This is a genomic window from Pedobacter sp. KBW06 (assembly GCF_003852525.1).
Classification (GTDB): Bacteria; Bacteroidota; Bacteroidia; order Sphingobacteriales; family Sphingobacteriaceae; genus Pedobacter.
This window is the reverse complement of sequence record NZ_QAJL01000006.1, coordinates 329,170-352,649: the sequence shown is the minus strand read 5'-3', so window position 1 is coordinate 352,649 and position 23,480 is coordinate 329,170. Positions and strand designations below refer to the sequence as shown.

Below are 23,480 nucleotides of genomic sequence, written 5' to 3'. Positions count from 1 at the left end.
TCTAAAATCATGAACAATCACCCTATCCCCAGGCTTCGTAAAGCAGCACAGCTTCAGATTAAGGAACACCTGAAAAAGAATACCCCTTTTGTTTTGTTGCCAGAGAGCAATTGGGAAACAAAGAGAGATGAGTTTCTGGAAAAGCTGGAAAGTTATCCCCTCACATTACTGAGGTACCATAAGACAGATCCCGCAGCGACAAGAAACAATGCTACTTATCTGAAAAGTAGTTATTCTGCCATTGTTAAAAATATGGATGCTTATAAAAAGAGTCCGGATTATACCTATAATGTAGCGTCTGATATCAGAAATCTTGGTCAGGATATCGGGAGATCTGTATTTGAACAATTTGCACCGGATGTGGTCTCTTATTCCGTTTTAGAAGAAATCAATTTCTGGGTTAATTTTGGAGGAGATCCCAGCGGCCTCCATTATGATGTTTATGACAATTTTAATTTTCAGCTCTCCGGTAAGAAGGTGTTTTACATTGCTCCGCCGGGCTGGAAAAAATACCATGCTAAAAAGGTTTCTACCTTTCAGGGACACACCTCTTCCTATGGTAATATCCGGAACCTGAGGGAGCATACTTCCGACAGGCAGGTTCAGGAGCAACTCAACGAGTTCAGTGAAGTTGAATTGAATTGTGGAGAGCTGCTGTACCTGCCCACTTGCTGGTGGCATGAAGTACATGCCAAAGACAGCCTGAATACCAACGTTAATTTTTGGTGGAGGAATGAGTCAAAATTACTGTTTAAGTTTTTACCTCAACTCTATACTTCTTTGTGGACCTATGCTTATCGGAAGGCAAAAGGCATATGATCAACGGTAAAATCGCATTTCTATTTTCCGGTCAGGGAAGCCAGACCCGGTGTATGGGGCAGAAACTCTTTGAAAATCATCCTGTTTTCCGGGCGAGCATGGAACACAGTCATGCGATTGTTCAACAACAGCTGAACAGGAATTTAATCGATGAGCTATACCATAGCGGAACCGCTGTTTTTGATGATATTCTGATCACTCATCCAGCAATAGTTGCAGTTGAACTCGCGATGTACGAACTGATGAGGGCACTGGATATTACCTGCGATTATGTCCTGGGAAACAGTCTTGGCGAATTTGCTGCGGGTGTGGTTGCGGGAATATGGACTGCCGATAACGCCCTGGAAATGGCGATTGAGCAGGCAAAATCAATCAGCAGAAGCAATGATACGGGGGTAATGTTGTCCATTATCTGTGCAAAAGAAAAAATTCCGGAAGCTTTGCTGGAAAGGCATGGTCTTTTTCTGGCAACGGATAATTTCGAAGGGCATTTTACCGTTTCCGGTTCGTCACTACATCTGGACTCCTTTCTATCTGTGTTGGATCAGCAGAAAATTCAGTATGTACTACTTCCGGTAAAATATCCTTTTCATTCTCCGCTCATTGAAATGGGGTGTAAGACCTTTGACTATTCCCTCGCTCATCTTGGCACTTTTCCGGATCCCGGATCTTGTTTTATTTCAGGTTTAAAAGGCGAAAGCCTCAGTTCCTTGCCTCAGAGCTATTTTTCGGACATTGCCAGGGGCTATATTGATTTCCCAAAGGCCATTAATTATATGGAGCAGACGGCCGGGCCTTTTCTTTACATTGACCTTGGCCCTTCAGGGACGCTGGCAACTTTTGTCAAGTATAATCTGCCCCTTTCATCAGCATCGAAGAGTATTCCCATCATGACCCCCTACAAAAGAGAAGCAGAACAGCTGGATAAACTATCCCGGATTTTAAATTTAATCCCTGATTAGCTTCTTTTGTTTTATATATTTAGCCGACTTAGCAACAAATTGAAATGAATGATGGCCTTCTCCTGTTAAACAGAACTGATCGGACTTTTAAAGCTGGATTTTGTATGATAAAAGAAGATTTACCAGGCCTAAGTCAATATTTTGCAGTGCTTCATCCCAATGAACGGGATTATCTTGATTCTTTGAGATTTGATCGGCGCAGGGCCAGCTATTTATTGGGCAGGGTAGCTGCAAAACATGCCATCTTAAGGCTGGAAGAAGGAGTGGAGATGGATGCCGTATTTATTGATTCCGGTATTTTTCAGTTTCCTGTGGTAAAAAGTAAGCTGCTGTCGAATGTTCAGGTCAGCATTACGCATTGTGAGGACCTTGGGCTTGCACTGGCATTTCCGGAAGATCATCCTTTGGCCATTGACATTGAAAAAATTGACGCCGCTCAGGCAGAGGCTTTCCAAAGTCAGCTGACTGCTGGAGAGCTCGGGTTGATTACTGCTATTGAACCGGATTCCCTGATCGGTTGTGTAACGGTATGGACCATAAAAGAAGCCCTGTCCAAAATCTTAAAAACCGGTTTTATGATTGATTTTAAAGTGCTGGAAATTCAGTCACTTGAAAAATCCGGTCATTGCTATACCAGTGAATTTATCCATTGTGCACAGTATAAGGCGATCTCCTGCAGGCATGGCGATTATATTTGTTCCATCGTCCTTCCAAAGCAGACTTTCTGTGATTTAAAGGAGTTCTGGCTTGCTTTCAAAGAAGTCGCAGGAATGCCTTCCCGACCATCTGAATAGGGTTTTATTTCAAATCAAGGTCCTTTTGTTTTCTTGTAGGGAAAATGGTTAAGAATTTTCGCTATTTTTCAAATGCAAAGCCTTTAATTATAAGAGCTGAAGGGTATAACGAATTCAATTCCTGCAATTTTTGATCGTATTCCTCTTTATTGATCACTTCATTATCCAACAACCAGGTCAGGGAATAATATTGTGGTTCATAACTGAGGTTTTTATTCAGTTGTCCAAACCGTTGCAGTAGAAATGCCTTACGTCTGGATAAAATTTCATTAATAAAATGATCTACGGCCTCAATATTTGGCTTGTTGCTAAATAATTCGATTGGGTTTGAATTATCCGGGTTTGTAATATAGCGGGCTTTTTTATAGGTGATAAAATATAATGAGATACAAAATAGAATCACTGGAATCAATAGCAGACGCGCACTGAGCTCAACTTTCGGTTCGGTTGTATCGAAACAAAGCAGAATGGATGCAATTGTCAAAAAGCCAGCAATAAATAGGTATATACTTAAGCCGTTTTTCCAATAGATGATCTTGGTTCCAATGTTTTCATATTTTATTTCGTACTCATGTGTCTTTCCTGCAGTACTTGAGTGGATAAAAAGACCATCTTCCATGAAACGGAAATGTCTTTTTTCAAGTAATTTTTGCTGAGAGAAATCATATTGCATAGCGCGTTATTTTATGAACACCGAAGGTAATAAAAAAACTGTTTTAACATAAAGTGCAGATTGGTGTATGGGAAGTTTGTTGCGTTTTGTTAAAGAAATATTATTCATCTTTGAACTCAGGGTATTTTCCTCGCTTCAAAACCGGGAGGATAAGGACACGAGAATAAATTCAAAATTAGTGACAGGTATTTCTTAAATGAACAGAATAAAGAGCATTAACCACCTCATAAGAACATGTAATGTTTTTAAAATCGAGCTCAGTTCAGTCTGCCTGGTGTTTTTCATATTGCTGCTATCTTCCTGCGCTAAAAAAATACAACCTAAGGCCTCCTTTCAGGATCTCCGTAAGGCCGAAATTGCAGCACGTCAAAAACAATCAAGACAAAAGTTAGAGAAGGCATCCCATATAGATGAGAATTATGCGTTTCAGCTGATCAATAATGCAAACAGCTCTTTTTATCCTAAAAAATCAGGTGCTTTAAATTGTTTAAATGGAAAAGTGGTGATAGAAATTTTTGAAGATAGCGCCAGGACCAAAAGAAGCACCACTCATTTGGAGACGTTGTACGACAAAAACGGACTTACAAAAAGATCCGCTACCTATATTGACAAAGTGTTGTTTTCCGAAGACACCTATTACAGAAACGCATATAATCTAATTGACAGCATCGTCAGTACAGATAAAAATGGATGGAAAACCAGGAATGTTTTTAAGTACCGGAAAGATCAGTTTTCTGTAATCTCGGTTGATAGAAAGAATGTGATGGTTTCCAATGTTTTCCATTTGAACCGGAAATTACAGTGTGTAAAGGCAGAAACGTTAAATGGGAGTGGAGATCTGGTTGGTATTATCTTATTTAAGTATGATGATTCCGGACGTATCATTGAAGAAGTGAGCGATACCCGAAAGACGGTGTATGAATATGAAAGTCAGCAAGCAGATTTTTATTCCTCCGTGAAATTTTACAATATAAAAGATGGTACATTTCTTAGCGAAAACATAAGGTCTGAAGATAAAGAAAAGGTCGTTTTTATCTCAAAAAAAGGAGATAAAGTGCTTTCAAAGACCATTTCATGGAATAATGCCAATGGCTGTAACCATATCGTGTACAATTATAATGCTGAGGGCAAATTGACAGCAGTATATGAGTATCTCTATGAACGCTATTAAGCCTCCATGCCATCAGCCTCAGCCTATTTTAATTTCACGTCCAGGTAAACAGAATGACGGCCGTATGTCTCATAAAATGGTTTAAAAACCACATCATCAATCCTGAATTCTAACTGCTTGGGATCACCTTTAATTGACTTGCCTATATCTTCCGGATCCAGCGTTACTTTACGCCATTCCTTTCTTGCTTCCGGCTCCTGGGCTGCCAGTAAAATTGGTCCGTAAAACAGACTGGCGATGTTCTGCTGGTCCATCACCGGATCCAGGTGGAACTGGAAAGGCATTTTTAGTTCGATGATATCGCCATCTTTCCATTTTCGGCTTATTTTTAAATAACTGCCCGGTTCAGCCTGAAGCTTTTGTGCTACACCATTGATCGTTACAAAGAATCCTTTGGTAGCCCAGCCCGGCACGCGTACATTGAGGTCAAACTTTCCGGCACCCTTAATTTTCAGACTGGTTTGGTCTTCTTTTGGGAAATTTGTGGTCTGCTCCAGGACCACGTTTCGTTCTGCCCATTTTAGTGTTGAAGGGATGTACAGGTTGACATAAAGTGCCTGGTTGTCCTTACTTTTAAAGTAAATTGAATTTTGCATTTTGGTACTGCTTTCTATTGCTGTACCGTTGCAACAGGTGAAGCCCGTCATATCCGCGTTGCCAAATTGTTTGATCGATCCTGGTCGGAGTGGTACGTGATAGGTATTTGCAGGGCTGTTCTCGGCTACTGAAGCCAGAATATGGTTGTACAAGCCACGCTCATAATAGTCCATTAACTCTGCCCGCTGGTCAAAGAGAAAAAGGTCACTTGTCAATTTTAGCATATTATAAGTAGCGCAGGTTTCGTTCTGTCCCCCTTCAGAAAACCCGTTTTCATACAATGTTGCAGGCTGACTGATGAAACATTCTGCGTTGGCGGGATTACGTGCACCGGCAACTCCGCCAATGCTGTACATATAATCGTTGACGGTCTTATACCAGAAGTTATCGGCAATTTTGTAATATTCCGGATTTTTGGAGACACTGTACATTTCAATACTGCCCACAATTTGAGGGATATGTTGGTTGGCATGCAATCCACGGAAATTATCTACATTTTTGGCCAGGCCCTGTGAGTGTGCAGTATCGCCAAAGAACACCTTGATATTGTCAAATAACTGGGCGGTTTTCAGGTAATTCGGCTTGCCGGTAATCCGGTACAGGCGGGCCATTACTTCATTCATTCCTCCAAACTCACCAGCGATATAGGTATTCCACATTCTTATTCTTGTCTCCGTTGGCAGCTGACTCAGGCGGGCATACACCCAATCACCCATGCCGGTTGCAACTTCAAGTGCTTTTTTATTACCGCTTACTTCATATACGTCCATTAAGCCGGCTAAAATTTTATGCAAGGTATAATACGGTGCCCAAACCTGGTTCTTCTGTCCGCCGTACCGGGCTCCGTTTTCTAACATGATAAACTGATCCGGAGGATAAGCGCTGATGAATCCTTTTCCCCAGTTCCAATAATCGGTACGGATGCCCGAATCAGTAAGATCTGAATCAAAATCTGATTTGCCGGGACCATGCGGCACAGCTATTGGATCATATACATAGGTATCACCTGTCTTTTTTGGTTTTCCGGACAATTGCGATAGCTCATAAAGCGTGTTGACCATATACTCCATTTTTTTTGAGAAATTGGCCTGAAGTACCTTATCATACCCCGTGCCGGCATAGGCTTGCGCAATTGCAGTAAGGTAGTGACCCGTAGCATGGCCTCTTAATTTCGTGTCCTGACTGTCCCATACGCCCAATGGCTGTGCTCCCTCAGGTTGTTTGCGGCCAAAGGCATGACGGAACATATAGAGAAAAGAGTTCGGGTCTGTCGTAGCTAATGTTTTGATAAACTTATCCCGGTTTTCAATAAACTTGGTTTCATGGCCATGGGCATCCGTTTTTAATATAACCTGATCCAGATCAAATGCCTGCAGTTTTGAAGCTGGTGTAGTTGATTTTTTTGACTCCTTTATCGTGATAAACGCTTTTGGTTGAAAATCTGTTCCCGCAACATGCCCCGTAACGGTATAGCTTCCTGGTTGGAGCACAGCGGTATTGTCGGTAGGAGAAGGCCAGAGCACGCGTACTTTTGGGCCGGTCTTTCCTTTTTCGTAAGTTCCTTTTACGTACGCAGGTAACCGTGGCAAATTGCCAATTGTTGTTTCCACTTCAGTATCGGATACCTGTATTAAATAACTGTTATAAAGCTGTGCTTCAGTTTTAGAAAAATGTGGAAGATCATCTTCAGGCTTCCCGGTAGTATTTACAGAACTTTGATTGGCACCACTTTGAGAATTGTTATAAATTCCGGCAATCTGCCTTTTGCTCAGGGGAACACGGTAAATTCGAAAATCATGTATCAGGGCATCCAGATAGGGGGCTCCCGGCAAGAACGATTTTCCGATGTAAAGTAGTCTTTCTCCTGGTTGCTGACCAAATATAGTGCTCAGCTCCATTGGAATGTTTTTGGTTTCGGCTACGGCTGCTCCGTCAACATAAGCCAGCATAGATTTTGACGGAATGTCTATTACTATGGCAAGATGCACCCATTTATTCAGTGTTATAGCGGGAGAAACCGCTTCGTTATTATTGCCTTTTCCCGTTGTTATTGACGCCTGATATCCTTCCCCGGAATTTGTACCAACCGGAGCTGCAAAAAAATGTTTGCTGATATCCTTTCCGAAATCAAAAAAATGCTGTCCGGGTTGCTGTGAACGCAGGTATATCCATCCTGATATGCTGAGCGATTCTATAGCTGTTAATGCTTCTCCCGGGATCGTGACAAATGAATTGTGCTTTCCGGAAAGGGACAAAACTTTTCCAAACCGGCTGTCATTGATAAAAGTCGCTTCTGTACCCTGAAATTTTGCGTGCAAATTATTTCGGGACCAGTCCTTGACATTTCCGTCAAGCACATAACGCGCAATCATTCCGGTTTCACCGATCCCATCCAAAATCTGGTCTCCATTTTGTGCCTGGGCGGTGTTTATACTCTGGCTCAAAACAACAGTAAACAGGATGGCACGCAGGAATATTTTGTACATTTTCATATTGTATAAAACTAGGGAGAATCCATAGGTTTCTATAAGTCTATTTTAGCTAACAATCCCATGATATTAACAGGTATCCTCTATGAAAATCAAAGATATGGATTGGTATCTTCTTTCTGACGGCGCTGAAACAGTGTCTCATTAACCTTAGAGGTATGACAACGCGGATGAGCAAAGCTTTTTTTAGAGTAGGCAGAATAGGTGTAAATGCGGGTTGAATCGGTTAATATCAGACCATAATTAAGTTTATTCCTGCTTTAACTTTGAAAATATTTGATTGATTTAAGTTATCACATGAAAATAAAACATTACCTGAGCATCGGTACTTTTAGCATGATTTGCGGAATGAATGTATCGGTGCATGCCCAAAAAAGAGAACTGGTTCCTTTTAGTCCCACATCGGTAGAGATGGCCAGAACCTATCAGGAAGCCGGCCTTCTGGATACTGCAGCAAGAAAAATTGCTGTTAACACAGACATTACGCCTCACTGGAACCCAGATAAACAGAGCTTCTGGTACAGGAAAAATCTCGACGGCAAGAACTGGGAGTATATCTATGTAGATGTTACTGCAGGTAAGCGCCGGCAGGCATTTGACCATACCCTGCTTGCGGCAGCTTTAGAGCAGCTGCAAGGAAAGTCCATATCTGCTGCACGTTTAAGGATCAGCGATATGTTTTTCCGGAATTCAGGAAGCAGGCTTGTACTTAAAACCGGTAATCAATGGCTGGAGACTGATCTTAAAAGCTATGCATTGAAAGCAACAAAGGACACTCTTGGTTTGGTCTACAATCCGAAAGCCGATTTACAGCGAACACGGTCGAGATGGGAGGGCGTACGTTCTGTTTTGATTTCACCAGACGGCAATGCAAGCTTGTCGCTGAAGGCCGGAAATGTTTTCCTGAAAGACAAAAAGACGGGTCAGGAATTTCAGCTTACGCAGGATGGAACTGAAGCCTGTCCTTACGGCGAGTTCAGCTGGTCGCCGGACAGCAAGACCATCATCGGCTACAAAATCTATCCGAAGAAAATTAAAGAGGTTCATTATGTCCTTAGCTCAGTTCCGGGAACCACCCGTGGTCAGTTGAAATCCCGGGAGTATGCTCAACCCGGGGATGATTTTACCAGCTATGAACCTTTTATTTTTCATGTAGCTACAAAAAAGTGCATTAAGGTAGATGCGTCAGCAATTGATTTCTTTGGCCCGCAGCCACTGCACTGGAGACATGGTGATAGCCGTTATTTTACCTACGAAAAGGTAGATCGGGGGCATCAGCGCTTTCGTGTAATTGAAGTAGATACGCAAACGGGGAAGACAAAAAATATAGTGGATGAGCAGACAAAGACCTTTATTTATGAAAACAGGATATATACCCATTACCTGCCCGAAAGCAATGAAATGATCTGGACCAGCGAACAGGGAGGTTACCGTCATATTTATCTGGTCAACACCATTACCGGAAAGCAGCAGCAGGTAACCAAAGGAAATTGGGTCGTAAGGGATGTGGATAGTATTGACGTTGCCAAAAGAGAGATTTGGTACAGTGCCAGTGGGAAAAATGTAGCAGAAGATCCTTATTTTATCCATTATTACAGGATTGGCTTTAATGGAAAAGATCAGGTAGAACTTAGTCCGGAAAAAGGAAACCATCGCTTATCTTATGCCCCTGACAGAAGGGTCTTTATAGATACCTATTCGGAAGTGAATCTGGCTCCGGTAACACTGTTGAAAAGAACTTCGGACGGAAAGACCATCCTGGAGCTGGAGCGTGGAGATACCAAAGCTTTCGGTGAGGCAGGACTTAGGTTGCCGGAAGTGTTTGTGGCAAAGGCCAGAGATGGTCAAACGGATATCTGGGGAATCGTCTGCCAGCCTTCAAAAATGGATAGTTCAAAGACTTATCCGGTGATTGAATACATTTATGCGGGTCCCCAGGATAGTTTTGTGCCCAAAAGCTTTACACCATACAGTGAGCTGCAAAGCATGGCCGAGCTGGGCTTTATCGTGGTGCAGATCGACGGAATGGGGACTGCAAACCGCTCCAAAGCTTTTCACGATGTATGCTGGAAAAATCTGGCAGACGCCGGCTTTCCGGACCGCATTTTATGGATGCAGGCCATGGCCCAAAAATACCCCAATGCCGACATTAGCCGCGTAGGCATTTATGGTACATCTGCAGGTGGACAAAATTCAACCGCTGCGTTACTGTTTCACCCTGAATTTTACAAAGCCGCTGTTTCTGCTTGTGGGTGTCACGATAACCGCGTAGATAAGCAATGGTGGAATGAGCAGTGGATGGGCTATCCCGTGGCTGCGCATTATGAGGAGCAATCGAATGTGACCAATGCCGCAAAACTACGGGGAAATCTCTTGCTGATTGTTGGGGAGGCAGACGAAAATGTGCCTTCTGAATCGACTTTCCGAATGGCTGATGCCTTAATAAAAGCAAATAAAGATTTTGATTTTCTATGTGTGCCCGGAATGGGGCATAGTGATGGTGGCAGCTATGGCCGTCGCCGTAAAAGAGACTTTTTTGTAAAACATTTACTTCATGCTGAACCACCCTTACGTAATGTGACTACCGGGCCTGCCAAATAACAATACAGAAATCCGGATGACTACAAATTGGTCATCCGGAATTTTTAATCTACCGTGCTTTAGGTTTCTTTTTGTGAAGCCTTTGGGGGGTACTGTCAAACTTAATTTATAAGTTGGCTTTATTTATCTACTGTCATGAGCAGCACGCTGATAATTACGTTTTTGATCTCCTTGTCTTGTGGCCGGAAGCAAATGCCACTATTGGCTTCCCTTTTTCCACGATGTAGGTTGCAAGTTCAACTGCTTTATTACTACCGACATTCTTCGCCGCATGAATTGTACCTGCGGGAATAAAGAGCACCTCTCCGGCTTTAAGCCTTACCGGCGGCTTACCCTCAACCTCATATTCGAATACGCCTTCAAGAACATAGATCAGCTCTTCGCCCGGGTGAGAATGTTTTCCGAATGAAGCTCCCTTTTCAAAATCTATCCTTACCTGAACAGCCTCGTGTCCAGGGACGCTAAGGTCTTGTTTTTGAAGTGCTGTGCGCTTTATTCCAGGCTGCTGCGCTATGGCATGATCCGGACTGAAGTATAATGTAAGACTAAAAATAGTGATTGCACCCATTAAAAAAGTTCTATGCTTTTCCATTGTTTTTAATTGTTTAATTTTTCTTTTATTGATCAGAAACCGCTTTGATTTCTTAGTCAAACCTATGGCTATACTGGCCTCGGTAAAATCCATAATCAGTTGAAACGGGCAAAGTTGATCCTGAAACAGACATTGATAAATGCGAAAACGCCATCAGCTGAACAGCAGGCATGCCTTTTTAAGCGCTATGCAGGTCCTTGGCATTTGATCATATTTGTTGTCATTTTTTGGTATTTGATCAAATAATCGCTAAATTATATAAGGCAAACGAGCACCCAAATGTTTGCTGGTCAAAAAGTAAAAACTAAAGAGATGAAAAAGCTCGTTCTCGTTGGCGTCCTGTTGGGCGTAGTGTTTTTCAACCATTTAAATGCACAAGTCAAAAAGACTGCAGCAAAACCTAAAGGGAAGCCGGAAGTTACCAAAGAGCCGGTTTTGAACAAGATTGATTTTTTTAGCCAGACGCCTGACGGGGTGGTACAGATCTTCAATGATGAACTTAAAAAGCTCCAGATCGTACTCAGGGATATTCAGGAAACAACTACCTACGACTATGATGCGAAGGGTAAGAAACTCCGGAGCATAGCTTCAACTTCGAAAAGGCTGATCTTCGACAAAGCGCTCAACGCATCGGTTGTTGCGGATAAGAATGATTATATCACTGAAATTTCCCTTGAACTGAACAATGGTAACGGAAGACATTTTAAGGCCATAAAAAAAATGCTGGGACTGATTGCCTGGCCGGTCATAGCCCAGAATGAGACCGATACCACCTTTAGGAACGGAAACCTGGTCGCAACGACTTTTTCTTATAAAACACTGAATGAGGATGGAGACGAAACGGGTAAGAATGGGCTTGCGCTGAGCATAAAACGGATCAGTCCTTACGCCTATGTACCCAAAGAATTGCGACTGTTCGATCCCCAGGACATTATTGTGCATGATAATGCCGAGGATGTAGGTTATGCAGTGGTAGAGTTCATGAAAAAAATAGGGCTAAACCTGCTTTATCAGGACTATGAGCTGAGTTTTGCAATGGAGGGAGAGTTGTCGGGCTATAGCCGGAATTATCAATTCAGCAATTCCCTTTTGGTGACAATTACGACCTCAGCACTACGGAAAATGAATAGGATAGAACTAACCTGTAAGGATCCCATCACCTTTTCCAAACTGAAAAAAGCCCTTGGGATTCAGCAATGGACCAAAACCGGCAGTAATCCTGAGCTCGGCGCCGATTTCTATGAATCCAAAAATATACACTGCAATGTTTATTCCAGTGCAAAGTTTATATGGCTGGAGATTAAACCATTGGAAGACGATATGACTTCAAGATTGGAGAATACAAAGACGCCGGGATTTGATAACCTGGCTGCTCTTTATCAGTCCGGCTCGCCTGAACAGGTGATAAAGACGATAACGGGCAATTATGTAAATGGAATAAAGTATGATAATGGTTTAAAAAAATGGGTTTCTGATCCGCTTGCCGATAAACTTAAATTTTACTTTAAAACTCCCAACGCTCCTGTTGCGGTATGTATCTTCAACTACAAAGTTTCATTAAATGATAACAACAGCCTCGCCATGTATCTTTACTCCAGGGATATACAATACCTGAAAGACATCCTGTCACAATATCAGAACAGCCCTTCCAGGTCGAAATATGTTTACATGATAAAAAAGGACAATAATATTGTGGAACAACCCAGTGATTTTGATGAGATCTGGTTCATGGACAGGGCGGTCAGAGCGCAGCAACTTGCGGGGCAGGAACAGCAACAGGCCGAAACTGCGAGAAGAAAAGAGCAGGAAAGACTTGAAGCTATAGAACAAGAGAAACAAAAAGCAGCCAGATCGATGGAAACATTAAATAAACTGGGTGATTTCCTGAAAACCCCCAGAAAAAAGCCATAATATGTTTAATTTCGTTGGGAAATAAAAAACTATCGATAGGATACCATTAGGCCAGACGTATTAAAACGCCTTTTCTCTTCACCACATTTTTATAATCCCATTGTATTACCTTTGATTTTTCGATCCAGCGGGCGAGATCATCCAGGTTAACCTGTTCAATATCAGTATACGTAACCGAGGCATCCTTGAATTTACCCGTACCTGCCTTTAGCGCTGTTTCCTCAAAATCAGCACCGCTCCAGAACATCAAACGGATACCAGCTTTGAGCTTGCTATAACCAACAATGGGATTGCCATCTATAAACCAGACCGGATGTGCATGCCAGATTTTACTTTCTTTCTCGCTAAGCTGAAGATTAATCCCGGCTGATAGCAGCTGACAGATTTCACGATCTAGAACCGACTGAACATCATTATAGTGCTGTATATCCTTATTCATAACAATTCGATATCTTATCCCTAAAATAGGAATAAAAAAGATCATTTTATGGCTGGTGTCGATTAACGGCCTGATAGATAGCGCCCCTTCAAATCATAAAAAAGCCGGTGGCCTGCATCCGCAGGTTCACCGGTTGTTATATTAATGCGCATCGCACATCGGCCTAACTTGCCTATTTCACTATCAGGACAAGAAAAGAAAGAAATAGTCCTAATCCGCTGGTAAAAAAATGTCCTGATCTTCAAAAGGGGAATGGGCACGTTTATTGGTATATCCAGTATATTTGGAGATATTAGAATTTTCTACCCCTAACCATCGATATATGCAGGAATCCATCCTTCCCAAACTAGAAGCTTCAAGAAAAGAGCTGCTGGATTTGGGCATGCGCAATACCCTAATTAATTATAAGGTACAAAAGGCAAGAGGCATCCATGTGGTGCAGGAAAAATCAACCTCAATTTTTGAGATTATCGTTCGGCAAAACAAAGCCATGACTTTTCTGAGCAGCGCTGGAAAAGAGGACGATGATACGGTTGAAATGCCCCAGCTCAGCGCAGAGGAGCTGGAATACGCTTACAATGATACAAGACTGCAAACGGCCGATACCGAGCAGAAACTTCAAACTAAGATTCTCAATACCTATTACTTTGCCCGTACGAGCATCGAGGAGCAAGGTGTTAATATTTTATACCTGTCGCTGGGCATGCTGAACTGGTATGAACAGGGCAATACAACTGAGCCGCATCAGGCACCCCTGGTTTTACTTCCGGTAACCCTCGAAAGGTCCAGCGCAAGCGAACGTTTCAGATTGAGATATACAGGTGGAGACATTGGAGCCAACCTCTCTCTGCAGGCCAAAATGATGACAGATTTCAACGTCACTATTCCGGATCTGGGAGATATGGAAGATTTTGACATTAAGGCTTACATGGAGGACATCGCCGCAAGAGTAAAACATCATGCTGCATGGAGTATAGACGAGGATGCAATTGAACTTGGTTTCTTCTCTTTTGGTAAATTTATGATCTATCATGATCTGGATAGCAGCAAATGGCCGGAAGATGGTAAACCCAATGACCATACGATTCTTACTTCTTTATTTGGTGCAGGTTTTACAGAACCTGAACCAACTACCAATTCTGAACACAATCTCGATAAAGAGACCAAAGCCCATGAACTGTTTCATGTGGTTGATGCAGACAGTTCGCAGGTACTGGCAATGCTGGCCGTTCATGAAGGAAGGAACCTGGTGATTCAGGGGCCTCCGGGAACAGGCAAGTCCCAGACGATTACCAACCTGATTGCCAATGCAGTGGGGCATGGTAAAAAAGTGTTGTTTGTCGCAGAAAAGATGGCGGCTTTGGAGGTCGTGAAGCGCCGGCTGGATTCCATTCATCTGGGAGAAGCCTGTTTGGAACTGCATAGTCATAAGGCCAATAAAAGAGAGTTACATGCGGAATTAAAACGCGTTCTGGACCTGGGGAAACCCACTTTAACGCATCTGGAAAATGAGCTGGTCGAACTGGATGCCTATCGGGACAGACTTAACGTCTATTGCAATTCGATCAATCAGGAGATCGGCAGGAGTGGATTATCCGGACAGAAAGTAATTGGCTATCTGCAACTCATCGCGGATCAATATAAGCAGATCAAACTGGCTAATGTGCCGGTTTCCGATATCGAAAGCTGGGATATGCTCCGTATGAGCAAGGCGGAAAAAAGAGCGGAAGAGATCGAGGCGAGATTGAAAGAAATCGGAGTTCCGGCCAGTTTATTGTTTTACGGCAGCAAACTTAAACTCTTGCTGACGCATGAACAGGAAGCTTATCAGGCTTTGATAGACAGGGCACTTAAAAGCACCAAAGATTTAGCACATACTGCCAAAGAAGTTTCGGCATCATTACTGATGCCCGAACCGGTAATTTCCACAGAGATTGAAGGCCTGGTTGCTGCGGCGAACCTGGTTGCAGAAAGCCCGGATTTAAGAGAGATCGCAGTAAAAGATATTGCCTGGACGGCCAATTATGAAGACCTGAGGGAGTTGCTGGAGACCGGCGATCGGCTGACGATATTGAAACATTCTTACGACCAGATTCTTTTACCGGAAGCCTGGAGTCAGAACGTGTTGCAGATCAGACAAAACCTGCTGACCCATGGAAAGAAATGGTATAAATTCCTGATCGGCGATTATAAGAGAAGTGTAAAGGAACTGGCTTCCTTTTCTCTGGTACCATTACCTGACGATCTGGCCACTAAAATCAGGTATACTGATGATATACTGGAAGCCAGCAGGTTGACTGCTACGGTGACCGAGCATGAAGCCCTGGCACTAAAAGTGTTCGGTTCGAGGTGGCAGAAGTTAAAAACCCGCTGGAAGGAACTCTACGAGATTCTTCAATTCCTTTCTAAAGTACACAGTGACATTTCCAATAGGGTGTATCCGGCTACAATGCTGGAGGTGCTGAGCAAAAATGAAAACCCTGCACGCGCTGCCGAATTGGCCGCTAAACTAAGTTCGGCCTCATCCGGACAGCAGGAAAGTTTTGAGGTACTCCTGGGAAAACTGAATTTCGACAGTAACCTGGTTGCTGAAGACAGGCGGTTGACTGACCTGAATTTCAATGCCCAACTTGATTTGCTGCAACGCTGGTCTGATCGTTTTGTGGAACTCCATCACACGGTACAGTGGAACAACCTGGTAGAGCGCACCGAACAGGAAGGCTTTGCTTACCTGACTACACTTGCTGCAGAATGGGAGGGAGCCGCGGCCTATTTAAAAGTTTCCTTACAAAAAACATGGTATGAACACCTGATTACCCAGATCATGACCGAAAGACCGCCTTTACGTGGTTTCGAGCGTTCGGGTCATGAAGAGACGATAGAGAAGTTTAAAAAACTGGATGTACTGAATTTGGTTTACAACAGGGCCCGTGTGGCACTGACGCATTTTGAGTCCCTGCCCAAATCTGAAGGCGGAGGACAAATGAGTGTATTGCGTACGGAGTTTAACCGGAAAGCGAGACACATGCCGATCCGTAAGCTGATGCAGGAAGCAGGTCTGGCCATTCAGGCGATTAAGCCGGTGTTTATGATGAGCCCGATGTCGATCGCCAGCTTTCTCCCTCCGGGGGCTATTGACTTTGATCTGGTGATTTTTGATGAGGCCAGTCAGGTGCGTCCGGTGGAAGCATTGGGTGCGGTATTGCGTGGAAAACAGCTGGTAGTGGTTGGGGATACCAAACAATTGCCGCCTACAAGTTTCTTTGATAAACTAAATACCGAAACGGAAGATGAGGACAATGTAACTGCCGATATGCAGAGCATTCTTGGAATGGCAGATAGTCAGGGTGCACCGCAACGCATGTTGCGCTGGCATTATAGAAGTCGCCATGAATCATTAATCAGTTTGTCCAATCAGGAGTTTTACGAAAATAAACTGGTGATTTTCCCTAGCCCGGGTTCCAAAAAGCAGATGGGACTGGCTTTTCATCACCTGCCGGATGCGGTGTACGACCGGGGTAAAACAAGAAGTAACCCTATAGAAGCGGAAACCGTAGCAGAAGCGGTTATCCAGCATGCCATGCGCAACCCAAAACAAAGTCTTGGCGTAGTGGCCTTCAGTACTTCGCAAATGCAGGCGATACAAAATGTGCTGGAGATCAAGCGCAGAAAGAATCCGGAAGCAGAGCCTTTTTTCAGGAGTCATGTGGAGGAACCATTCTTTGTGAAGAACCTGGAGAATGTACAGGGAGATGAACGCGATGTGATCTTTATCAGCATCGGCTATGGCAGAATTGAAGATGGAAAGGTCCCCATGAGTTTTGGTCCGCTAAATAATGAAGGTGGGGAGAGGCGGTTGAATGTCTTGATCACAAGAGCAAAATACCGCTGTGAGGTGTTTTCAAACATTACTTCCGATGATATCGTTACCACCGCAAGCACCAAATTTGGCATCAGGGCTTTAAAGAGCTTCCTGTATTTTGCACAGCATGGTAAGTTTGCGGTAGATCAGGATGTACCGATCCTTACTGAACGGCCATTCGAACAAATGGTTGCAGAGCGGTTAACCGCTGCAGGTTATACGGTTCGGAATAAAATAGGATCTGAAGGTTTTTATCTTGACCTGGCGGTAGTGGACCCGGAACACCCGGGAAGATATTTGCTGGGGATTGATTGTGATGGGGAGTCCTATGCCCAATCTAAATCTGCCCGCGACCGTGACCGATTGCGTAAACAAGTACTGCAGGGAATTGGCTGGAAAATGTACCAGGTCTGGAGTACCGAATGGTATCGCAATCCCGAACGGGAATTTCAGCGCCTGCTGGATTTTTTGGAAAAAGTAAAAACACAAACATCGCTTGATGATCAGGAGGAAGAAGAGAACCATATTGAACCAGCCACACTATTAAGAGCCGAACCGGAGGAAATTGACCTCAGTATTCCAGTCTATGAGCAAGCAAAACTGTCGCTGGGTAAGAATACCGAAGAGTTGCACCTGTTGCCTTTTGATAAAATAGGCAATTGGATTGCCAAAGTGGTTGAAAAGGAAAGCCCGGTACATTTTGAAGAGATGGCCAGAAGAATCGCCGAGGCAGCAGGTCTTTCCAAGATCGGCTCCAGGGCAAGATATACCTTAGAAGCAGCCACTACTTATGCCGTAAGTTCCGGTTTAATCAATAAAAAGGACGACTTTCTCTGGCATCCCGAAATGGAAACTGCCATCATCCGTAACAGATCGGGCTTAAGTAGTACGTCCAGAAAACTGGTTTACATTGCTCCGGAAGAAATGAGTCAGGCGGTGCAGAAAGTGGTGCAGGAATCTGTGGCCATTCAGCCGGAAGTAGCAGCTCCTTTAATCGCGAGGTTATTTGGTTTCAGCAGGGTTACCGAAGAAATTAAGAACGAACTGCTGCTGGTGCTGGAGCAGAACGTACAGGCAGGCAAAATCAGGAAAGACGGAGAATTGCTGAAAGAGGTTTAAAAGGAAGCGGTGTATGGTTTTTCACCATACACCGCTTCTTCCATGATTTTTTATCAAATTAAGGGAATCAGTTTTTTACCTTTTTCTCCATAGAGCTGTAAGGTAATTTGTGTTATTTTATCCTTGATATCGACCTCCTTATTTGGATAGGCCCAATTGTGGATGCTAATCGCAGTATTCAGAGATTTTAACGTATGCGGGTTATAGAAAAACATAGGCAGCAGGTTATAGATCTGCTTGTTTTTTATGGCCGAAACCTCGCCCAGTTCTTTCTTTTTGTAGAATTCATTCGGACTGTCGTTCCACATAATGATCATATCCGGATTCCAGCCGATCAATGTTTCTGCATTGATATTGGGTTGATCTAAGTCAAACTTACATACATTTTCAACACCTGCTGCTTCGAGGCAAAAATGCATCATACTATTGCGTCCTGTGGTGGAAAAAATACGGCCATAGGCCCAGGAGAAATAAGCCTTTTTTCTGGAAGTGATGGTATCGGCCCTGTTTTCCATCATGGTATACTCATCTTTGGCATAAGACACCAGTTCATTGCCTCTTTTCTGGGTCCCGGTCAGCACTGCAAGGTCTTGGACGGTTTGAAACACCTCTGCATATTGTTCCACTTTTGTGGTATAAACAGGGATGCCAACCGATCTTAAAGCCTGTGCAAGATCTTCATGTGCCGATTGTACAATCACAAGATCAGGATTAAGCATCGTAATGCCCTCAATATTGGCGCTGCCATTACTCCCGGGGGTCGACAGCTGTTTCTTCCGGATCCTGTCGTCCAGTTTGGAGTAATAAGGATACAATTCTTCGCTGGTATACACATCGTTAAAAATACCGGCGATGCGGTTTTCTGCATGCAGCATATAAAGTGCATCGAGTGCAGGTTCATACAGGCAGACAATTCGTTCGGCAGGCTTGTCGAGCGCTACGGTGATGCCGGTAGCATCTTTTACAACTATTGCTTTCCCTTTTGGGGAATTTTCCTTAGCAGGATTGGTACAGCCAGGGAAGATCATCATTTTTAGGAGCAGTAGCGTTGCGATAGTTTTGTTCATCATGATGGCGATTTAAAGATTAACACGTAAGGAGAGTCTGGCATTCACAGGAGCCTGTTGTACCCAATAGTACATATCTCCCGCATTATTTTTCCAGGCAGTGGAATACATTTTAGTATTCAGTACATTGTTGACCAGCAGATTGACGTTGTATTTTTCATTGCTCCAGCCTATTCCACTGTCCAGTCTGAAAATGTCTTTCAGTTGATCGGGGCTGGTACTCGTAAAGCGCTCGGTTCTTCCGCTCAATAGCTGATATCCGATAGATGCAGTTAATCCTTTCACTTTCTCAATGGGCAACAAGTAATTGATCCAGGTATTCTGAATGTGTTTCACCCGGTTAGGGGTCGCTTTGCCAATGTTTGCGGGATGCTGTTCATCTTCAGTAATTTTGGAATCTGTATAGGCATAATTAAGGATCACATTTAATCCCTTTGCAATCCGGCCCTTCAGATCAAACTCCACACCTTTAGACTGGCTTTTGCCGGTTTGATAGAGCAAATTGGATATCGGATCGGGCGTAACCAACCTGTTTCGTTCTATGGTATATAGCGATAACGTAGTATTCCAATCGCCATTTGCCCAGTCTCTCTTGACACCGATTTCATAATTGGTTCCTTTTAGCGGTTTAAGCGCCTTTTTTTCTATGGACATACCAGCCTGGGGAAGGTAAGTCTGGTCATATAGAAAATATACTGAAGAACTGCTGCCAAGTGCATAACTCAGGCCAAGGCGGGGGGTAAGTGCCCAATCCCTGGATTTACTTTGCTGGCCATAATCATCTGTTTCTCCATCTGAGGAAGTCAGACGCAGACCAAGCGAAATTCTTAATTTCTCGTCCAGTAAGGCCAGTTCATCCATCGCATAAACAGAGGCATAATTCAATCTTCTATGGATTTTATTGGCAACAGCCGATGAACTGTTCTCCGATTCAAAATTCCCTCCAATTCCATTGTTTAGGGTCACATCTGCATAAATAGGATTGGAGATGCTGAGCGGATAAATTGTGCTGGCCGTTCCCCAGGTATCCCGGCTGCGGGAAGACTTATTGTTTACATCCAGCCCCGCAATAAATTTGTGGTTGATGCTTCCTGTTTTGAAAGCACCATTCAGGTAGGCCTGAGTGGAAAAAATGGTGTATTTGTTGGAATCGTAAACAAGGTTCCGATCCAGTATGTCTTTATTTGCAGGGTTAGCACCGTATACCCAGAACAAGGTACCATCATAAGCACTGTTTACATAGGATACTTTAGCGGTCAGCTGCCAGTCTTTTTTGAACTTATTTTGAAAGGTCAGGAAGGCATTGTGGTCTTTTCCGATGAAAGGCCGGATACTGGGGTCTGTCATACTAAAATCTCCCGGGAGTGTGCCGTAGCCATATGGGGAAGACTGGGCTTCACTCAACATCAGGTAATTGAGGTGCTGGTAAATGTATTCTCCCGTTAAAGAGGCATTGCTGTTGAAGTTGTATTTTAAGGAAGGAGCAAGTAGAATTCTGCTGCTTCGATCGTGTTTTAAAAATCCATTGGCGCCCATTCCCATTACATTAACCCGGTACTGGAGTTTATTATGCTGGTCTAACTTGCCGTCCAGGTCCAGCGCCGCACGAAGCATATTGAAACTTCCCAATAAGATGTCTGCACTTTTTCTGCTTTGACCTGTAGGCTTCTTGGTGACGATATTATAGGAGCCGGAGGGATCGCTCATTGCGTGCATGAAATTCCCGGGCCCTTTCAAAAACTCAATACTTTCTATAATAGAGACGTCATCTGATAATGGTCCTTTGCCAAGCGGGCGCATGTCTACGCCGTTTCTTTGTGCACTAATATAGCCTCCCCGGGAGTAAATATCCGGCGAGATGCCATTGTGAAGTTCTTCCCGTAGTGTGCCGCTGACATTGCGGGTCACACTTTCATTGATATTGTAAACAGCCTGATCTCTGAGAATCTCCGAATTAAGAATCTGAATGTTCTGTGGGATATTTAACAGGGGAGTGGTCAATCGCAACATATCAGACAGTTGAGAGGATTTGTACTTCTTGTAATATTTTGAGAAGATAGAGATCTCCTTTAAATGGTGGTTTTTTAAACTGTCTTGCTGTGTTTGCTGCGCATTGGCTGAAAAAGAAAGACTTAAGACAAGGGCTGGAATAATACTGTTCTTGTGTTTGATCATGTATGAAATACCTTTTTTTATTTCTTACAAAGAAAAAAGAAAGAGATTAGGGCACAATAAGAACTATATTAAGACGAGATGAGAGAAGATGGTTAATCCGTATTGAAAATTTCATCCAGCTTCCTGTAATTGATGACAAAAGCCAGGGTGGTACAGGAAAATACGCTTAGCCAAATGCATATAATCCGGTAAAATTCTGTTTCTGTAGCAAAGAGCAGGCATAATAGGGGGAAGCTGAGTATCGAAACGCTAAAACAAATACCTGCGAGGTTGGAGAAAAAAACCTTTAGAAATCCATACATTCTGTTGCCTGCCAGACCCAGAATAACAGCCAGTATTGGCATTCCAAAAAAGCTAAACAGGATGAAAGCCGTATTTTTCTCCAGATGTAATTTTACAGGGGCAAAAAATAGGAAATAATTTACAGAAATGTACATCAGGAGGATATAGGGCGTTAAATACCTCATGGCTCTGAATCCTTTTTCAGTACGATTTTCAATGGCGGAGGTGCTGATCACCAGAGGGCTTTTAGGCTCAGCCCTTAACTCGAAATGCTGCTGTTCGTTTTTTACAGCATTTCCCATAACGTTGATCAGATCGCCATTTTTTAATGTTCTTTCAGTATGCCTGATGTCGCTTTCGTTTTGTTTGATGCTATGAATTGTTTTGACCTGTGCAGGTAAAAATGAAAGGTTTAAATGGTCTGCAATTACCTTTATCCTGCCTGTTTCGTTTACAAGATAAAAGTCTTGAAAATCATTGCTTTGTGTGGCATTGGTGACATGGTCGCTACCATCTTCAGTATACGAGACGCTTGCGTTTTCATAGCTGTAGCAGATACATTGCGCTTTAAAAAAAGGTGTTTCCAGGATCTTCAGGGCCTCCACAGTCCCTTGTATTTTTACCAGGCCGGTATTAAGGTTATAAATGGGTGTTTGCTTTGTTTTTAATAACAGGCGTTGGGTTCTGGTTACATAAATTATAAAAATAGCTACAATAACCGGGAAGATGGGGATAATAAAATGGCTAAAAAACACAAGTGTAAAAAGGCTCATACCCAAAATGATTAATAATAGGGTTTTTATATTGGATAATATGTTCTTCATGATTTGATCAAACCTTGCCGCCGTCAATATACCATTTTCCGGCTGTTTTTTTGTTTGATTCATGGCGGTGTTGCATGTTCAGAATTCATTCCCTGCCACCTTTATTATAGTAAGGGCTGGAATTTGCTCTGCGGTGAATCCCGGAAAATAATCTTTCCCGGATTAATCTTCGGGCCCGAATAAGCATTGCTCCTCAAAACTGAGGAGCAAAAGCTTGTTTTGTCTTATACTTGAAATCTTATCGATTGGCATTTTTCTTCAGCCACTCTAACCTTCTCTGATCGGCCAGTTGTTTTACTGCAAAGCCTTCAAATTTGGCATTGAACCCAACTCCATCGGGACTAGCCGCCATAAAGCCAACCATTACCGGTCTGTTGTCCTGCAGGTAGGCGTTCCGCATCATGGTATAGGTTTTATCATCATAAGAATAAAATATTTCAACAGCATCCAGTCTTCTTACCGCTTTTATCCATATAAATTCAGGTGCTTTATCCAGTGTGATTACGCTCCAGTCACTCGTCTTATGGGTCACTACGGTACTTAGGTTGTATTTCCCATCTACAAATTCAATTCCCGCTTTGATGTAATTTTCATGGTCCGTACGTAACATTAAACCCATCTGATCGAAACGGTTTTTATAATTCCCGGTAATCTTCACCTTTACTTCAAACTCGCCTCCGTAGGTGCTGTAATAAAATGGCGCATCATCAACCGTAAAGCCATAATGTGAAATTCTCCAATAGTCGCTCTGAGGGGTGACAAACATATTCAGGGTATTGTCTTTAATCTCCCATTTTTGGGGCTCGTTAAACCACTGCATCTTTTCCAGACGTTGTGCAAAGCCCCCCTGCGCCATTGCGAACATTACTACACTTAAAATAATCTTTTTCATTTGTTGTTTTGAGTTAATAACCATATGTCATATTTACTCCGCAAATCTAGATTGTGGTCCATGGCGCTGCAATACTGATTAATAACCATAATCATCCTGGTCTGGTCCCTCCATTCCCGGAAAACAGGCGAAAGGGAGGACTCACGCTGATCATTTGGAGCAGAACTGTACCTGTTGCCGAAACTGGGGGTTTGGGATATCATTGTACAAC

15 protein-coding genes are annotated in these 23,480 nt (G+C 43.1%); 7 read left to right on the top strand and 8 right to left on the bottom strand.

From position 1 onward, the window contains the following. The first annotated feature begins 9 nt into the window (after window positions 1-9). From DBR43_RS31235 to DBR43_RS31225, 3 genes are all read left to right on the top strand, one after another. Window positions 10-819: a cupin-like domain-containing protein gene (locus DBR43_RS31235; protein WP_124587274.1), complete on the top strand. Its 810-nt coding sequence runs from the start codon at window positions 10-12 to the stop codon at window positions 817-819. Continuing rightward, on the top strand, window positions 816-1,781 hold the full coding sequence (locus DBR43_RS31230; protein ID WP_124587273.1) for an acyltransferase domain-containing protein: 966 nt from the start codon (window positions 816-818) through the stop codon (window positions 1,779-1,781). Before DBR43_RS31235 ends, DBR43_RS31230 begins: the two co-directional genes overlap by 4 nt. A gap of 104 nt (window positions 1,782-1,885) precedes the next feature. After that, the gene (locus tag DBR43_RS31225; RefSeq protein ID WP_158622645.1) at window positions 1,886-2,575 is read left to right on the top strand and encodes a 4'-phosphopantetheinyl transferase superfamily protein; all 690 of its coding nucleotides are present in this window, start codon (window positions 1,886-1,888) and stop codon (window positions 2,573-2,575) included. Between the two features lie 61 nt (window positions 2,576-2,636). Here DBR43_RS31225 and DBR43_RS31220 read toward each other — a convergent pair whose 3' ends face one another. Then, window positions 2,637-3,248, bottom strand: coding sequence for a hypothetical protein (locus tag DBR43_RS31220; RefSeq protein ID WP_124587271.1), 612 nt, complete (start codon window positions 3,246-3,248; stop codon window positions 2,637-2,639). Between the two features lie 196 nt (window positions 3,249-3,444). On the opposite strand from DBR43_RS31220, the gene DBR43_RS31215 reads away from it, so the two are divergent. Further along, a complete protein-coding gene (locus tag DBR43_RS31215) occupies window positions 3,445-4,419 on the top strand; it encodes a hypothetical protein (RefSeq protein ID WP_124587270.1) in 975 nt (324 codons plus the stop codon). Between the two features lie 23 nt (window positions 4,420-4,442). Here the strand turns inward: DBR43_RS31215 and DBR43_RS31210 are convergent, their stop codons facing one another. After that, window positions 4,443-7,502 (bottom strand): beta-L-arabinofuranosidase domain-containing protein, encoded by a 3,060-nt coding sequence (locus tag DBR43_RS31210; RefSeq protein WP_233603295.1) that lies wholly within the window; start codon window positions 7,500-7,502, stop codon window positions 4,443-4,445. Window positions 7,503-7,802: 300 nt separating this feature from the next. Between DBR43_RS31210 and DBR43_RS31205 the strand changes: the two genes are divergently transcribed. Next, the gene (locus DBR43_RS31205) at window positions 7,803-10,106 is read left to right on the top strand and encodes a S9 family peptidase (RefSeq protein ID WP_233603294.1); all 2,304 of its coding nucleotides are present in this window, start codon (window positions 7,803-7,805) and stop codon (window positions 10,104-10,106) included. Window positions 10,107-10,260: 154 nt separating this feature from the next. On the opposite strand, the gene DBR43_RS31200 is transcribed toward DBR43_RS31205, so the two are convergent. After that, a complete protein-coding gene (locus DBR43_RS31200; protein WP_199757177.1) occupies window positions 10,261-10,791 on the bottom strand; it encodes a cupin domain-containing protein in 531 nt (176 codons plus the stop codon). Window positions 10,792-11,010: 219 nt separating this feature from the next. On the opposite strand from DBR43_RS31200, the gene DBR43_RS31195 reads away from it, so the two are divergent. Next, on the top strand, window positions 11,011-12,609 hold the full coding sequence (locus DBR43_RS31195; RefSeq protein WP_124587268.1) for a hypothetical protein: 1,599 nt from the start codon (window positions 11,011-11,013) through the stop codon (window positions 12,607-12,609). A gap of 46 nt (window positions 12,610-12,655) precedes the next feature. Here DBR43_RS31195 and DBR43_RS31190 read toward each other — a convergent pair whose 3' ends face one another. Continuing rightward, entirely contained in the window at window positions 12,656-13,048 is a 393-nt protein-coding gene (locus tag DBR43_RS31190) for a DUF1801 domain-containing protein (protein WP_124587267.1), read from the bottom strand. A gap of 322 nt (window positions 13,049-13,370) precedes the next feature. Here DBR43_RS31190 and DBR43_RS31185 point away from each other — a divergent pair, with 322 nt between their 5' ends. Further along, window positions 13,371-18,029: a DUF3320 domain-containing protein gene (locus tag DBR43_RS31185; RefSeq protein WP_124587266.1), complete on the top strand. Its 4,659-nt coding sequence runs from the start codon at window positions 13,371-13,373 to the stop codon at window positions 18,027-18,029. 53 nt (window positions 18,030-18,082) lie between these two features. Here the strand turns inward: DBR43_RS31185 and DBR43_RS31180 are convergent, their stop codons facing one another. The 4 genes from DBR43_RS31180 to DBR43_RS31165 form a co-directional block, all read right to left on the bottom strand. Next, entirely contained in the window at window positions 18,083-19,099 is a 1,017-nt protein-coding gene (locus DBR43_RS31180; RefSeq protein ID WP_124587265.1) for an ABC transporter substrate-binding protein, read from the bottom strand. A gap of 9 nt (window positions 19,100-19,108) precedes the next feature. Then, window positions 19,109-21,271, bottom strand: coding sequence for a TonB-dependent siderophore receptor (locus DBR43_RS31175; protein ID WP_124587264.1), 2,163 nt, complete (start codon window positions 21,269-21,271; stop codon window positions 19,109-19,111). A gap of 92 nt (window positions 21,272-21,363) precedes the next feature. Then, window positions 21,364-22,326: a hypothetical protein gene (locus DBR43_RS31170; RefSeq protein ID WP_124587263.1), complete on the bottom strand. Its 963-nt coding sequence runs from the start codon at window positions 22,324-22,326 to the stop codon at window positions 21,364-21,366. 289 nt (window positions 22,327-22,615) lie between these two features. Next, a complete protein-coding gene (locus tag DBR43_RS31165) occupies window positions 22,616-23,269 on the bottom strand; it encodes a DUF1349 domain-containing protein (protein WP_124587262.1) in 654 nt (217 codons plus the stop codon). Window positions 23,270-23,480 lie beyond the last annotated feature (211 nt).

Excerpts from the sequence above, each read along its gene's own strand:
- DBR43_RS31190 (WP_124587267.1), bottom strand. The coding sequence starts at position 13,048 with ATGAATAAGGATATACAGCACTATAATGATGTTCAGTCGGTTCTAGAT.
- DBR43_RS31215 (WP_124587270.1), top strand. The coding sequence starts at position 3,445 with ATGAACAGAATAAAGAGCATTAACCACCTCATAAGAACATGTAATGTT.
- DBR43_RS31175 (WP_124587264.1), bottom strand. The coding sequence starts at position 21,271 with ATGATCAAACACAAGAACAGTATTATTCCAGCCCTTGTCTTAAGTCTT.
- DBR43_RS31205 (WP_233603294.1), top strand. The coding sequence starts at position 7,803 with ATGAAAATAAAACATTACCTGAGCATCGGTACTTTTAGCATGATTTGC.
- DBR43_RS31235 (WP_124587274.1), top strand. The coding sequence starts at position 10 with ATGAACAATCACCCTATCCCCAGGCTTCGTAAAGCAGCACAGCTTCAG.
- DBR43_RS31225 (WP_158622645.1), top strand. The coding sequence starts at position 1,886 with ATGATAAAAGAAGATTTACCAGGCCTAAGTCAATATTTTGCAGTGCTT.
- DBR43_RS31180 (WP_124587265.1), bottom strand. The coding sequence starts at position 19,099 with ATGATGAACAAAACTATCGCAACGCTACTGCTCCTAAAAATGATGATC.
- DBR43_RS31185 (WP_124587266.1), top strand. The coding sequence starts at position 13,371 with ATGCAGGAATCCATCCTTCCCAAACTAGAAGCTTCAAGAAAAGAGCTG.
- DBR43_RS31210 (WP_233603295.1), bottom strand. The coding sequence starts at position 7,502 with ATGTACAAAATATTCCTGCGTGCCATCCTGTTTACTGTTGTTTTGAGC.
- DBR43_RS31195 (WP_124587268.1), top strand. The coding sequence starts at position 11,011 with ATGAAAAAGCTCGTTCTCGTTGGCGTCCTGTTGGGCGTAGTGTTTTTC.
- DBR43_RS31170 (WP_124587263.1), bottom strand. The coding sequence starts at position 22,326 with ATGAGCCTTTTTACACTTGTGTTTTTTAGCCATTTTATTATCCCCATC.
- DBR43_RS31165 (WP_124587262.1), bottom strand. The coding sequence starts at position 23,269 with ATGAAAAAGATTATTTTAAGTGTAGTAATGTTCGCAATGGCGCAGGGG.
- DBR43_RS31220 (WP_124587271.1), bottom strand. The coding sequence starts at position 3,248 with ATGCAATATGATTTCTCTCAGCAAAAATTACTTGAAAAAAGACATTTC.
- DBR43_RS31200 (WP_199757177.1), bottom strand. The coding sequence starts at position 10,791 with ATGGATTTTACCGAGGCCAGTATAGCCATAGGTTTGACTAAGAAATCA.
- DBR43_RS31230 (WP_124587273.1), top strand. The coding sequence starts at position 816 with ATGATCAACGGTAAAATCGCATTTCTATTTTCCGGTCAGGGAAGCCAG.